Origin of the sequence: uncultured Sunxiuqinia sp., assembly GCF_947495665.1 — a bacterium.
GTDB classification, from domain to species: Bacteria; Bacteroidota; Bacteroidia; order Bacteroidales; family Prolixibacteraceae; genus Sunxiuqinia; species Sunxiuqinia rutila.
Window position 1 is genome coordinate 15,948 of record NZ_CANLZV010000002.1, and the last position, 14,105, is coordinate 30,052.

The window sequence follows — 14,105 nt, forward strand, 5'->3', positions numbered from 1 at the left end:
TATTTTTGTCTTCCGAGAAAAAAAATAGGTTTTGTTGGAACTATTAATTTTTAATTGTTGAATATGAAAAATTTAGATTTATCAAAGTACGGCATTGTTGATGTAAAAGAAATCGTACATAACCCATCTTACGAGCAGTTATTTGAAGAAGAAATGAATCCGGCCTTGGAAGGATTCGAGAAAGGTCAGTTAACAGAGCTTGACGCTGTTAATGTAATGACTGGTGAATTCACAGGACGTTCTCCTAAGGACAAATACATTGTAAAAGACGATGTAACTAAAGATACAATGTGGTGGACATCTCCAGAGTCTCCTAACGATAACAAACCAATTACTCCTGAAGTATGGGCTGACCTGAAAAAAACAACTACTGATCAGCTTTCTGGAAAGAGATTGTTTGTTGTTGATACATTCTGTGGAGCAAACGAAGATTCACGCTTGAAAGTTCGTTTCATCATGGAAGTAGCATGGCAGGCACACTTCGTGACTAACATGTTCTTGCGCCCAACAGCAGAAGAATTGGCCAACTACGGAGAGCCTGATTTCGTTGTAATGAACGGTTCAAAAACTACCAACAAAAAATGGAAAGAGCATGGCTTGAATTCAGAAGTTTACACTGTATTCAACATGACTGAAAGAATGCAGGTTATTGGTGGATCTTGGTACGGTGGTGAGATGAAAAAAGGTATGTTCGCGATGATGAACTACTACTTGCCATTGCGCGGTATGGCTTCAATGCACTGTTCTGCCAACGTAGGTAAAGAAGGTGATGTTGCTATCTTCTTCGGTCTTTCTGGTACTGGTAAAACTACACTTTCAACTGACTCAAGCCGTCAATTGATCGGTGATGATGAGCACGGTTGGGATGATCAAGGTATCTTCAACTTCGAAGGTGGATGTTACGCAAAAACAATCAACCTGGATAAAGATGCTGAGCCAGAAATTTTTGGTGCTATCAAACGTAACGCTCTTTTAGAAAACGTAACTGTTGATGCTGATGGTAAAATTGATTTCACTGACGGTTCTGTAACTCAGAACACTCGTGTATCTTACCCAATCAACCACATCGAGAATATTGCAGTTCCTTCAAAAGCAGGTCACGCTAAAAAAGTTATCTTCCTTTCAGCTGACGCTTTCGGAGTATTGCCTCCGGTTTCAAAACTGACTCCTGAGCAAACTAAATACCACTTCCTTTCAGGATTTACTGCAAAATTAGCTGGTACTGAGCGTGGTGTAACTGCTCCTCAGCCAACTTTCTCTGCATGTTTCGGTGCTGCTTTCTTGACGTTACACCCAACACAATACGGTGCTGAGCTGGTTAAGAAAATGGAAGAGCACGGAGCTGAGGCTTACTTGGTGAACACTGGATGGAATGGTTCAGGAAAACGTATCTCTATTAAAGATACTCGCGGTATCATCAACGCGATTCTTGATGGTTCTATCGAAAAAGCAGAAACTAAAGTTGTTCCTGTGTTCAACCTGGAAGTTCCTACTGCATTGCCAGGTGTTGATTCTAACATTCTTGACCCACGCGATACTTACGCTGATGTTAAAGAATGGGAAGAAAAAGCAAAAGACTTGGGTGGCCGTTTTATCAAAAACTTCGAAAAATATACTGATAACGAAGAAGGTAAAGCATTGGTTGCTGCTGGTCCTCAATTGTAATCTTACGAAAACTAAGATATGGAAGCCCTGCTTATGCAGGGCTTTTTTTTGCTCAAAAAGTTGGTTGATACAGGCTATGTGTTTAGAATCTCATCCAAACAGGAGTCCAGCGTGGGGTATTGGTAGTTAAAGTTTTGTGCTTTGAGCCGGCTGGGTAAAACAACCGGATTGTTCAGAATGAGAGTTGATGCTTTGCCAAACAAAAGTTTTAGCAGGAAAGCGGGCACCTTGAAAACTGCCGGTCGCTTGAGTTTTTTAGCCAGCACCTGCGTAAACGATTTGTTGCTTATTTGTTCGGGAGCAACCAGGTTGTAAATCCCAAAATAGCTTTCGTTAGAAGCCGCTTCAACAAAAGCTTTCGTCAAATCCTGAATGTGAATAAATGGTAAGGCTTGTTGTCCATTGGCTATCTGACCACCAAGCCCGAGCTTGAAAACAGGCAATAACCGGCTCATAAATTGCGATTGTTTGCCGAGCACAATGCCAATCCGAAAAATGACTAGTCGTGTGGTGTCGGGAAGACCAACCAGGGCATCTTCCCAGTCGTCAATCACACGGGTAGCAAAATGGTTGGCAAATTTGGAGCTGGTTTCATCATGGTTCATGTTGTTGCGGTAGATGCCAACAGCTGATGCGGACAAAAATGTTTTGGGTTGCTGGCTGTCTGGAAGCAGTTGGATGGCTTCACAAAGATGTTTGGTTGTAAGTACCCGACTGTTGTATATAATGGTTTTATTTTTCGATGTCCAGCGTTTTAGAATGGGAGCTCCGGCAAGATTAATGACCACATCATGCCCTGCCAAATGATTGGCAAGTTGCTTCGGATCGCCATATAGGAGATGCCGTTTCAAGGGTTTGATTGTTGCGCCCTGCCGCTGCAGTTCGCCCATTATGTTCTGACCGAGGTAACCGTTGGCCCCTGTAACTACTACTTTCATCTAGGTATAAATCTTAATATTCATTCTAAAGACAAATTTGCTGACTGAAAAGTTCTTAAATGTAAGTACCGATTCCGGCATCTGTTTCCGTTTTATTTATCTAATTTTGTTTTTTAATTCAGATTAAAATGACTTCAAAGAGCTCTAAAAAGATACAAACAACTAAACGAAAGCCAGCCCCAAAACGCAATAAAAACACAAAGAAGCGGAAAAAACGCAGTTTATGGCTGATCCTGTTTCAGCTGTTTCTTGTTGGTGTAATCTTGTTTTCGATCTTCTTCATGATTGTTTACCTGGGTTTCACCGGCCATGTGCCCAGCTCAACGCAACTGAATGAGATTAAGAATCCGCAGGCCTCTGAAGTTTTCTCTGAAGATGGCAAGTTGCTGGGGCGCTACTACATTGAAAACCGGAGCAATGTTCGTTTTGATGAGATTTCTCCGAATGTGATCAATGCCTTGGTGGCCACCGAGGATGCCCGCTTTTATGAGCACCGGGGAATTGATGAGATTGCACTGATGCGGGTCTTTTTTAAGACGATTTTGTTGCAGGACCGCAGTGCCGGGGGAGGAAGTACGCTTAGCCAGCAGATTGCCAAAAACTTGTTTCCCCGAAACGACTTATGGGTATTCAGCATGCCGGTTAATAAATTGCGTGAGGCCATTATTGCTTATCGGCTCGAGCGGATTTATTCCAAAGAAGAAATTCTGACGCTGTATTTGAATACCGTTCCTTTTGGTGAAAATATTTTTGGAATAGAAGTAGCTGCTGAACGCTTTTTTAGCAAGAGTCCGCGCGATTTAACTGTTGACGAGGCTGCTGTGCTTGTCGGAATGCTAAAGGCCAATTATACCTTCAATCCACGGATTAATCCGGATAAATCAAAAGAACGCCGTAATGTGGTAATCAGCCAGATGGTAAGCAACGGCTTCCTGACAGAAGCGGAAGGCGATGTTTTCAGCGCGAAACCTCTGGGAGTTAAGTACCGTCGAATTTCTTACAACGAAGGACCGGCTCCTTACTTTTTGGAAATGCTGAAACCAGAATTGTTGGAGTGGTGTGCCAATCATACCAAAGAGAACGGAGAGCCTTATAACTTATACACCGATGGTTTGCGGGTTTCGACAACCATTAACTATGATTTTCAGTATTATGCCCGGCAGTCGGTGCTGGAGTACATGAAAAATCTTCAGCAGGTTTTTGACGATCATTGGAAAAATGCAGATCCCTGGCGTGGAAATGCCAGCATTTTAGAACGTGCCGTTAAGCGATCGGAACGCTACAAAATCATGCATGCCAATGGCAAATCTGAGAATGAAATAGATGCCGCTTTCAACCAAAAAATAAAGACCACTCTTTTTACCTGGAACGGGTTAAAGCAGGTTGAAACCACTCCAATGGACTCAGTCAAGCATTACCTGCGGTTTCTGAATTCGGGCTTTTTAGCCCTGGAACCTTCAAGCGGAGCTTTGAAAGCCTGGGTGGGTGGTATTGATTTTCGCTTTTTCAAATACGACCACGTGCTGGCTGCCCGGCAGGTGGGATCAACCTTTAAGCCGTTTGTGTATTTAGCTGCTCTGGAAAACGGCCTCAGTCCTTTTGATTACTATCCGAATGAGAAGAAAGTGTATGAAGAATACCAGGACTGGTCGCCAAGCAACTCGCATGGCCAATACAAAGGCTTTTATTCCATGGAGGGCGCCTTGGCTCAATCGGTCAATACCGTTGCGGTGGATGTTCTGATGAAGACAGGAATTGACGAGACCATTGAGACCTGTCGGGAGCTGGGGCTGGAAGCTGATTTGCCTGAATTTCCCTCGCTGGCCTTGGGGGTAGCCTCCATCAGCCTGAAAGAGATGCTTTACGCGTATGCCACCATGTTGAATGGCGGAATTTGTGTCGAGCCCAATTACCTGGTGGCTATTTCGGATAATCAGGGGAAAACGCTGGAGACATTTATGCGCCAGCCAGCCCAGCCCACCAAACTGAATCCAGTAAATTGTCGAATTATCAGTCATATGATGGAGTCGGTGGTGGACCAGGGAAGTGGACGGTCGATCCGCACGGTGTATAAAGTTCCGGGCGAATTTGCCGGAAAAACCGGGACGACGCAAAACCACTCTGATGGCTGGTTTGTTGGCCTGACTCCTAAGCTCGTTACCGGGTGTTGGGTGGGGGCGGCAGACCCTGGCGTTCACTTCCGAACCATCCGCTACGGACAAGGGGCTTACATGGCATTGCCCATAGTCGGGAAGTTTTACCATAAATTGTACCGGGACTCGCGCTACCGGCAAATGCAATATGCTTCTTTCCCTCGTTTGGATAACCAGCTGCTGGCTGATTTGCATATTCCGGCTTACCGAGAAATGCTGGAACTGGACAAAGAGGATAATTTTATTGAACGGTTATTTGCCGGAAAATCGAAAGAAGAAAAGTTGAAAGAAGTACAAGAACCTTCCAAGAAGAAAGAGAAGAAAAAGGTTTGGGAGACGATTAAGAGTATTTTCAAAAAGAAAAAATAGATTCAATCTGGAAATCGATACCCTTTTATTACTTTTGCGCTGAAATGGAAAATAAGCTGCCGATAGTTGTTCGTTTTCACCGCTGGCGTTTAAAACATTTGAGCGAACGTCGATTTGTGGTGATCTTGAGTGGAGTGATTGGCATACTTGCCGGGCTTGCTGCCACACTCATCAAAAATGCTGTTTGGTTAACCGAGCGATTGGTTCATGCCCTTACTGATGGGAAAGATGTGGAGCACTACAGCTATTTCATTCTTCCCAGTATTGGTATTCTCATTGCTGTCTTGTTTATCAATTACATTATTAAGAGTCCTGTTCGACACGGAATTCCCAATGTTTTGCATAGCCTTTCCAGGCGACGCGGAGAATTAAGCCGACATAACCTGTTTTCATCCATCGTTTCCTCGGCTTTTACCGTTGGTTTTGGGGGCTCGGTGGGGCTGGAGGGACCAACAGTGGCTACTGGTGCTGCTTATGGCTCCTGGTTGGCCAAACTCATGCGCTTAAGTTATAAAAACACCATTCTGATGCTTGCCTGCGCGGCAGCAGGAGCGATGGCTGCTATTTTCAAAGCGCCCATTGCAGCCATTGTTTTTGCGGTTGAAGTGATTATGATTGACTTAACGGTCTTTTCGCTGATTCCCTTGTTGCTGGCTTCTTCAGCGGCTGTGTTGACCTCTTATTTTTTTATGGGGCAGGATGTTTTGTACCCGTTCACGGTAGAAACCAGCTTCGAAATGAATGATCTTCCTTACTACATCTTACTTGGAATATTTGCCGGCTTGGTTTCAGCCTATTTTTCCAAAATGTACTTGTATATTGAAAATATATTTGAAGGATTTCAGAAGAAACGAACACGTCTGGCGGTAGGTGGTATTGGACTGGGGATTTTGATTTTCTTTTTTCCATCGCTCTATGGCGAAGGCTACGAGGATATTAACATGGGGCTGCGAGGTGACATGTCTTTCCTTTATGACAATACCATTTTCCACAGCCTCAGAGACGAGTATTGGAGTGTGTTCGTTTTGCTGGCTGCCGTTATTCTGCTGAAAATTGTCGCCACCGCTTTGACCTTTGGAGCTGGAGGTATTGGAGGAATTTTTGCTCCCACGCTTTTTATGGGGGTGAATACCGGAATGCTGTTTGCCCATTTTATCAATATGACCGGATTGAAACAGTTAAGTGTAAATAACTTTGCATTAATCGGGATGGCCGGTTTACTTGCCGGCGTACTTCACGCGCCTTTAACCGGTATATTCTTAATTGCCGATATTTCCGGCGGCTATAAATTGTTTGTTCCGCTGATGATTGTGGCAACTTTTGCCTACCTTACGGTAAAGGCTTTTACGTCCAACTCGGTTTATCATATCCAGCTGGCGAAACGCAAGGAACTAATGACCCACGATAAAGACCTGAACATTATCCGAATGATGGAGGTGAAGAAACTGGTGGAAACCGACTTCCAGATCCTGCATCCGGATGCTACATTGCGAGACCTGACGCAAGCCATTTCAAAAGCTCATCGTAACCTTTTCCCCATTGTTGACGAAAATGGATATTTGAAGGGGATGGTGAAAATGGATGACGTAAGACATCTAATCTTCAGACAAGAACTGTATGATAAAGTTCATGTGAGCCACTTGATGTACCAACCCGAACACTTTATTTCAACCCTTGATTCGATGGAGCAAGTGATCGACAAATTTGAATCAAGCGGGCGGTACAATCTGGCTGTAATCGACAATGGAAAATACATCGGCTTTATTTCCAGAGCTCGTGTTTTTTCTATTTACCGGAAGAAAATGGCAGACTTTTCACACGATTAAGAAAATAGTATAAGACATGTTGGGTATTGATCATTCGAAAATGAACACATTGGCTAAACAGCTGATGGGTACAAAAAAACTGTATTGGATCAGTTTTGTGATTGGAGTAGTGAGTGGGGTAGCAGCCTTGATTCTGAAGAATCTGATTCACTTTATCGGGAACAACCTGGTGGGGCATTTTGTCATTACCAGCGAAAATTATTGGTACCTGGCGTTTCCGCTTATCGGTATCGTCATCACCGTATTAATTATTCGGTTTTTTATTAAAGACGATTTGGGGCATGGGGTATCCAAAATTTTAGCGGCCATTTCCTTGAATAAAGGAAGAATTAAGCCGCATAATTCCTTTTCGTCCATGATTACCAGTAGTTTTACCATTGGTTTTGGTGGATCGGTTGGAGCTGAGGCCCCGGTGGTTTTAACCGGAGCTTCGATTGGGTCGAACCTGGGGCGGTTTTTTAAGCTCGACCAGGCTGATATCATGCTGATGATTGGCTGTGGGGCAACCGGCGCCATAGCCGGTATTTTCAAAGCACCCATTGCCGGCATTGTTTTCACGCTTGAAGTGCTGATGCTGGAGTTGACGATGGCTTCGCTGGTTCCACTGCTGATTTCCGGAATTACGGCTGCCGTGATTGCCTTTTTCTTTATGGGCGATGCGGTATTATTTCGCTTCAATGTTATTCATTCGTTCGAAGCAAAGCATATTCTCTACTACATTGTACTTGGGATTGCAGCCGGTTTCTTTTCGGTGTACTTTACCCGGGCAACCATGTGGGTTGAACGTAAGATGAAAGGCATTGGGAAGCAATCAACCCGCTTGATTTATGGCGGGATTATCCTCGGGGTTCTCATTTTTGTTTTTCCTCCGCTATGGGGTGAAGGCTATAATTCGATCAATAAGGTTTTTAACGACATGGGCTTGAACTTGCTGGATAACTCCATGTTTTATGACTTCCGAACCAATCCCTGGTTTTTTGTCGTTTTCCTGGTAGCGCTTCTGTTTTTCAAAGTAATTGCCATGTCGGTAACCACGGCTACCGGAGGTATTGGAGGTATTTTTGCGCCAACCTTGTTTGTTGGTTCCATCGGTGGCTATCTCTTTGCCTACCTGTTAAACCTGGTGTTTGGGGTGAATTTGCCTTTGGATAATTTTGCTTTGGCTGGCATGGGAGCCATGATGGCCGGTGTAATGCATGCCCCTTTGTTGGGGATCTTTTTAACAGCCGAAATTACGGGAGGCTATGAGCTTTTGTTTCCCTTGATCATCTCTGCCCTGGCAGCCTACATAACCATTATGCGTTTTGAACCTCACTCCATTTACACCAAGCGACTGGCGATGGATGGTAAATTGGTGACTCACCATAAGGACAAGGCCGCACTTCACTTTATGGAAGTAGAGGAGCTGATTGAAACCGACTTGGAAATGGTTGATCCGGATGCGACGCTGGGGGATTTGGTGAAGGCTATTTCACGCTCGAAACGTGATTTGTTCCCGGTTGTTGATGCCGATGGCATGCTGAAAGGAATGGTGAAAATGAATGATATCCGGGATATTGTGTTTAACCAGGAGTTGTACGACGAAGTGCTGGTTAAAGATTTGATGTACATGCCTGAGTTTTTTATTTCACCGAAAGATTCGATGCATAAAGTGGCGGAAAAATTTGAAACCAGCGGACGTTATAACCTCGCTGTAATTGATAAAGGAAAATACATCGGGTTTATTTCACGAGCCACCGTCTTTTCGATTTACCGCGATACGGTTCGTACTTTCTCACAGGAATAAACTTCCTGCTCACCTATTCCGAAAAAAGCAAGAGTGCTGCTTTCGGAATAGTTAAGTCTGAATAATGGTTTGGGAAAACGGAGAATTTGAATTCAAAAAAATGGAGTAACTTTGAGTAAGAGGTATTTTACAGTTTCCTTGCTCATGGGCTCAATAAAATTAAATAGATTAATTACCCTCTTGAAAGAAGACTTGAAATTCTTACTTAGCATTGCCTTAGGCATTTATTTATTTCTTCTTTTCTTTCAACCTATTCCGTTTGATCAGTTTGATTTCAACAACCGGCTTTTATTTGCCGCTGGTTTTGTGGGCATTATCTTCTTTTTCCAGGTGTTGATTCGGGGGCTACTCCGCAGCTTCCTGCCCCTGTCTCGTTTTAGTAAGGATGAATTACTGATGTTTTCCTATAGCGGCATTTTCTTAATTGCGACTTTGAGCTCTTTGGCAATTGCTTTTTACCTGCGCTATGTGGGGTCTGTAATCATAACTTTTCACCTGGTGTTTAAGGTTATATTTATTTGCCTTGTCTTGCCAGTACTTTCTACGATTTACGATGCCTTTTCAAGTCTGAAAAAGCGGCTTGAACAGGAGATTCAGGAGAAGGAGAATATGCAAAAAGAGATCAGGCACTATCAGGAAGGCTACCAAAATCAATCGATTGAACTGATTTCGGTACACCAGGCTGATCACCTGAATGTATTGGTTGTAGACTTGCTTCTTCTGCGGTCGGCTGACAATTATGTCGAGATCATTTACCGAGAAGGCTCCAAGCTGAAAAAAAAGTTAATCAGAAACACTTTAAAAGCAATCGAGCAGCAGATTAATTCATTTTCCGGTTTTGTGCGTTGTCACAGAACCAGCATTGTTAATGTGTTTCATATTGAAAAGCTGAACCATGAGGGAAATAGCTATTGGCTCAAAATGAAAAATATGGATGAGCCTGTACCCGTTTCCCGCCAGTATTTACTGAAAATAAAAGAAGTTATTTCGGTTATGGGGTGAATGGTATTCACCTTCCCTTTTTTTTACTCGCCCCAAAATATTTTGAAATTCGTGCTTTTAATAGCCGTTAATCCCTTTTTTGTTTCGGAGCAGTTTATTGGAGGTATCTTTGTAAAGTCTTTCAGAGCGTCACTCCACACTTGAAAGACATTTTGTTTGATAAGCAGGGCTGTATTCGATCAGTAGATCTGATCATCGTCTTGTCGCTACTATTTACAGACAGGCTTTTTATTAAAGAATGATTACCATGAAAACACCAGCAATTCAATTCCCCAATACCAGTCAGCAAGAGTTTGTTCTTGAACTTCGAAAACGCATTTTCGATTATTTTGAAGAGAATAATATTTCGAAATATGGCAATAGCACCATGTTTCTGAAAACCGCCTTCATGTTTAGCTTGTATTTGGTTCCCTATTTTCTAATGATCTTTTCGGTTGTTACAAACCCACTGATTCTGTTTTTCCTATGGGTTACTATGGGCTTTGGAATGGCGGGTATTGGCCTGTCGGTTATGCATGATGCCAATCATAATTCGTATTCGAAAAATCAGACGGTGAATAAAGTGTTGTCTTATTCTCTGAATCTTTTGGGGGGATTTTCGCCTACCTGGAAATACCAGCACAATACGCTGCACCATCATTATACAAACATTGAAGGGCATGATGAGGATATTGATGCGGGGAAGGCATTGCGCCTTTCTCCTAATAAACCACGGTATAAATTCCATCGGTTTCAGCATTTTTATGCTTGGTTTCTTTATAGCTTGATGACTTTGATGTGGACCACCAGCAAGGATTTTAAACAGTTATACCGTTATTCGAAAGAAGGGGTGCTATTGGGCCGTAAAAGCACGTATAGAAAGTTGCTGATGGAATTAATAGTGTCCAAAGTATTTTATTACAGCTACATTTTGCTAATTCCGATTTTGGTCCTACCCGTTGCGTGGTGGATGGTCCTTCTGTTTTATTTGAGTATGCACTTGATTTGTGGATTTATATTAACTGTTATTTTTCAAACAGCGCATGTGATGCCCGGTGCTCAATACCCGGTTCCGGACGACAGTGGAACTGTTGAGAATAACTGGGCTATTCATCAATTGCTGACAACCACAGATTATGCGCCTGGAAATAGGTTGTTCTCCTGGTTTGTTGGAGGATTAAATTTTCAGGTTGAACACCATTTGTTTCCGGCGATTTGTCATGTCCATTATCAGAAAATTGCGTCTTTGGTCAAGGAAACGGCCCGGAAATACAATTTGCCTTACCGGGTGCAGTCAAGCTTTTTTCAAGCTATTGGGAGCCATTTTAAAATGCTTCGGATGTTGGGGCGCTAAGCTAAGTTCTTCTTCGCTTTAATTTTGGAGCTGATGCCTATGGTCTCTTTCAAAGGTTCTTGCTTTTTAGCTCATGTGCTTGTAAAACGACAGGTAGATCAGCAAAAACAGGGAGGTGAAAATGAGATTGATGACCGAGAAAGCGCTCCATCCGAGCCAGAGCACGGGCATAAACAGCAGGGCCACTTGTGCCCCCAGGTAAAAGAAGAAGCCTGCTTTTTGCCATTTTCGGATTTTAATTACGCCGATCAATGAAAGCAGCGAAACAGCCATCAGCAGCACAAAGTAAACAGGAGTAAAATGGTCCATACTGGTGCTGTTGGTTACGCTGATGATCCAGTTTTTGGACGGCTCAAAAACGAGAGCGACAAAACCAAAGGCCAGTACGCCAAGTCCGCTTCCAAGCAGGCTTAACAGGGTGGTGGATACAAATAAAAGCGGTTGATTTTCGCGGTCTTGCTTCATGATAACTTTTTCTGATTCGGCTCAAAAGTATTCATTTCTGTCCGAAAATAGAATCGGGCAGCTGAAGATTTCGCTTAAAGGCTGATGGACAGATTCCAAAAAAAAAGAAACCTCAGCCCAATGAGGTTTCCTTAAAGATCGTACGCGTTTGTTCCGGCTTGCAGAAGGAGTGGGCACGGACTAAATGACCCGGGCTGTACTAAAAGCCAGTACAACGGGCTGTACCAATCGTTCAAAATCGGCATAGGTCATTCGGATGAGTTCAACATGAGTGCCGGCGTTGAAGGCAATTTCTTCATCTTCAGCCAGGCTTTCTGCAACAAAAACTTCCATATCGTACAGGTTGCCAAAAGGAGGCATTGCCCCGATTTCGCACTCAGGAAACAGGTGCTTGAATTCCATTTCATTGGCCAGTTCCACTTTTTTGGCGCCAATTAATTCTTTCAATACATCCAGTTTCACCAGGTAAGAAGCCGGGAGAACAGCCATGGCCATTTTGCCATCAATTTTGACCATCACTGTTTTTGCCAGTTCCTTGCCCGGAATATGGGTTGTTGCGGCAATTTGTTGGGCGTTAAATGCCAGTGAGTGACGGATGGTAATGTACTCAATGTTGTTTTTGTCCAGATAATCTTTTAGTTTTTTGATCGGCATGACGTTCGCTTTTTGGTCGTAAATCACAGATGTTTCGTAAACATCACATAGCACTTAACACAAAAATCACCGTCAATAGACATGGTTTGAAGAAATGATTTTTGGTTAATCTAAAGTCAGGTCATTGTTGGCTGTTCAAGAAAACAACACCAACCGGTTTATTTAATTCTACTTGATCAATTCAATTTTTGTTACCAAAAGCATTCGTATTGAAGGGAGTATTGCCTGTTCTTTGCACGTGTTGGAGGCTGATGCAGCTGACGCGAAGCAGGGGCAAATGTTAAGCGATGGAAAAAACTGGCCTATCTTAATTTCTATTCGTTTCCGGTGGACGCAAAATATTTTACCTTTACGCTTTATTTCTATTTTTTCGAGAAATAGCAGCAGAAACAAGTCATCAGGAACGTTTTCATGGAAAGCAAGCCTGATGATGCGTTCAAGGTATATGATCTAAAATAAACAATTATAATCACATGAAAAGAGATCAAGTTGTATTTGACATTATTGAAAAAGAACGCCAACGTCAGTTGAGCGGAATTGAATTAATTGCATCGGAAAACTTCGTGAGCGAGCAGGTTATGGATGCGATGGGTTCTGTAATGACCAACAAATATGCCGAAGGCTATCCGGGCAAACGCTACTATGGCGGATGCCAGTTTGTGGATATGACCGAGCAGTTGGCGATTGATCGTTTGAAAGAACTATTTGGTGCAGCTTATGCCAACGTGCAGCCTCACTCAGGAGCGCAGGCCAACGCTGCCGTATTAAGTGTGATTCTTAAGCCTGGCGATAAATTTTTGGGACTTGATCTCTCTCACGGTGGTCACTTGTCACATGGTTCTCCGGTTAACTCATCGGGTATTTTATATCACCCAATCGCTTATCACGTGAAAGAAGATACCGGTTTGGTGGATTACGATGAGATGGAAGCTTTGGCACGTGAGCATCAGCCCAAATTGATCATTGGTGGAGCATCGGCATACTCGCGCGAGTGGGATTATGCCCGTATGCGTAAGATTGCCGACGAAGTAGGAGCAATGTTTATGGTTGATATGGCTCACCCTGCAGGATTGATTGCTGCTGGTTTGCTGGAAAACCCGGTAAAACATGCGCACATTGTCACTTCAACAACACACAAAACATTGCGTGGTCCTCGTGGAGGTATCATCTTGATGGGTGAAGATTTTGAAAACCCATTTGGATTCAAAACACCTAAAGGTGTGACTAAAATGATGTCAGCCGTATTGGATTTTGCGGTATTCCCCGGACAACAAGGTGGCCCGCTGGAGCACGTAATTGCTTCCAAAGCCATTTCTTTTGGCGAAGCGCTTGATCCTTCTTACAAAGAATACCAAACTCAGGTGAAAAAGAATGCTGCTGTTATGGCGCAGGCTTTTGTAGACAAAGGATACAAAGTTATTTCCGGAGGAACGGACAACCACAGCATGTTGATCGATTTGCGTACCAAATTCCCTGAACTGACGGGTAAAGTAGCTGAAAACACCTTGGTGAAAGCTGATATTACCATCAACAAAAACATGGTGCCTTTCGATAGCCGTTCACCATTCACTACCTCAGGTTTGCGTGTAGGTACGCCAGCCATTACCACGCGTGGTTTGAAAGAAGACCAAATGGCCATTATCGTTGACTTGATTGACGAAGTGCTGAGCGATGTGGAAAATGAAGCCGTAATCACTTCAGTTCGCGAAAAAGTGAATAAAATGATGAAAGACCTGCCTTTATTTGCCTGGTAGTCGCTTTCGGATTAAAGCATATTGAAAAAGGTATTCCGTTTTGGAATACCTTTTTTTTGTGCCCATTCGGCATGGGACGAGAGTTATTGCTTTGCTCTGCCTGAAGTCTGTGGAATTATTCGCTTGAACGTTTTCAACACCTTTTCTGCCCGGGATATGC

10 protein-coding genes are annotated in these 14,105 nt (G+C 43.3%); 7 read left to right on the forward strand and 3 right to left on the reverse strand.

Annotated features, from left to right (window positions below):
• Nucleotides 1-63: 63 nt before the first annotated feature.
• A complete protein-coding gene (pckA, locus tag Q1A18_RS02990) occupies nt 64-1,665 on the forward strand; it encodes a phosphoenolpyruvate carboxykinase (ATP) (protein ID WP_299577206.1) in 1,602 nt (533 codons plus the stop codon).
• A 74-nt stretch (nt 1,666-1,739) separates the two neighbouring features.
• On the opposite strand, the gene Q1A18_RS02995 is transcribed toward pckA, so the two are convergent.
• The gene (locus Q1A18_RS02995; protein WP_299577208.1) at nt 1,740-2,603 is read right to left on the reverse strand and encodes a TIGR01777 family oxidoreductase; all 864 of its coding nucleotides are present in this window, start codon (nt 2,601-2,603) and stop codon (nt 1,740-1,742) included.
• Between the two features lie 128 nt (nt 2,604-2,731).
• Between Q1A18_RS02995 and Q1A18_RS03000 the strand changes: the two genes are divergently transcribed.
• From Q1A18_RS03000 to Q1A18_RS03020, 5 genes are all read left to right on the forward strand, one after another.
• Nucleotides 2,732-5,125 (forward strand): transglycosylase domain-containing protein, encoded by a 2,394-nt coding sequence (locus Q1A18_RS03000; protein ID WP_299577210.1) that lies wholly within the window; start codon nt 2,732-2,734, stop codon nt 5,123-5,125.
• A 98-nt stretch (nt 5,126-5,223) separates the two neighbouring features.
• Nucleotides 5,224-6,951, forward strand: a complete 1,728-nt coding sequence (locus Q1A18_RS03005; protein WP_299577212.1) for a chloride channel protein — start codon at nt 5,224-5,226, stop codon at nt 6,949-6,951.
• A gap of 40 nt (nt 6,952-6,991) precedes the next feature.
• Nucleotides 6,992-8,737, forward strand: a complete 1,746-nt coding sequence (locus tag Q1A18_RS03010; protein ID WP_299577214.1) for a chloride channel protein — start codon at nt 6,992-6,994, stop codon at nt 8,735-8,737.
• A gap of 180 nt (nt 8,738-8,917) precedes the next feature.
• Nucleotides 8,918-9,739, forward strand: a complete 822-nt coding sequence (locus Q1A18_RS03015; RefSeq protein ID WP_299577216.1) for a LytTR family DNA-binding domain-containing protein — start codon at nt 8,918-8,920, stop codon at nt 9,737-9,739.
• A 247-nt stretch (nt 9,740-9,986) separates the two neighbouring features.
• Entirely contained in the window at nt 9,987-11,072 is a 1,086-nt protein-coding gene (locus tag Q1A18_RS03020) for an acyl-CoA desaturase (RefSeq protein ID WP_299577218.1), read from the forward strand.
• A gap of 66 nt (nt 11,073-11,138) precedes the next feature.
• On the opposite strand, the gene Q1A18_RS03025 is transcribed toward Q1A18_RS03020, so the two are convergent.
• Complete coding sequence (locus tag Q1A18_RS03025; protein ID WP_299577220.1) at nt 11,139-11,537, reverse strand: hypothetical protein; 399 nt, start codon at nt 11,535-11,537, stop codon at nt 11,139-11,141.
• A 180-nt stretch (nt 11,538-11,717) separates the two neighbouring features.
• A complete protein-coding gene (locus Q1A18_RS03030) occupies nt 11,718-12,191 on the reverse strand; it encodes a YbaK/EbsC family protein (RefSeq protein WP_299577222.1) in 474 nt (157 codons plus the stop codon).
• A 473-nt stretch (nt 12,192-12,664) separates the two neighbouring features.
• On the opposite strand from Q1A18_RS03030, the gene glyA reads away from it, so the two are divergent.
• Entirely contained in the window at nt 12,665-13,945 is a 1,281-nt protein-coding gene (gene glyA / locus Q1A18_RS03035) for a serine hydroxymethyltransferase (protein WP_299577224.1), read from the forward strand.
• The last annotated feature ends 160 nt before the right edge of the window (nt 13,946-14,105 follow it).

Coding starts and splice junctions, on each gene's coding strand:
- pckA (WP_299577206.1), top strand. CDS start 64: ATGAAAAATTTAGATTTATCAAAGTACGGCATTGTTGATGTAAAAGAA.
- Q1A18_RS02995 (WP_299577208.1), bottom strand. CDS start 2,603: ATGAAAGTAGTAGTTACAGGGGCCAACGGTTACCTCGGTCAGAACATA.
- Q1A18_RS03000 (WP_299577210.1), top strand. CDS start 2,732: ATGACTTCAAAGAGCTCTAAAAAGATACAAACAACTAAACGAAAGCCA.
- Q1A18_RS03010 (WP_299577214.1), top strand. CDS start 6,992: ATGAACACATTGGCTAAACAGCTGATGGGTACAAAAAAACTGTATTGG.
- Q1A18_RS03020 (WP_299577218.1), top strand. CDS start 9,987: ATGAAAACACCAGCAATTCAATTCCCCAATACCAGTCAGCAAGAGTTT.
- Q1A18_RS03025 (WP_299577220.1), bottom strand. CDS start 11,537: ATGAAGCAAGACCGCGAAAATCAACCGCTTTTATTTGTATCCACCACC.
- Q1A18_RS03030 (WP_299577222.1), bottom strand. CDS start 12,191: ATGCCGATCAAAAAACTAAAAGATTATCTGGACAAAAACAACATTGAG.
- glyA (WP_299577224.1), top strand. CDS start 12,665: ATGAAAAGAGATCAAGTTGTATTTGACATTATTGAAAAAGAACGCCAA.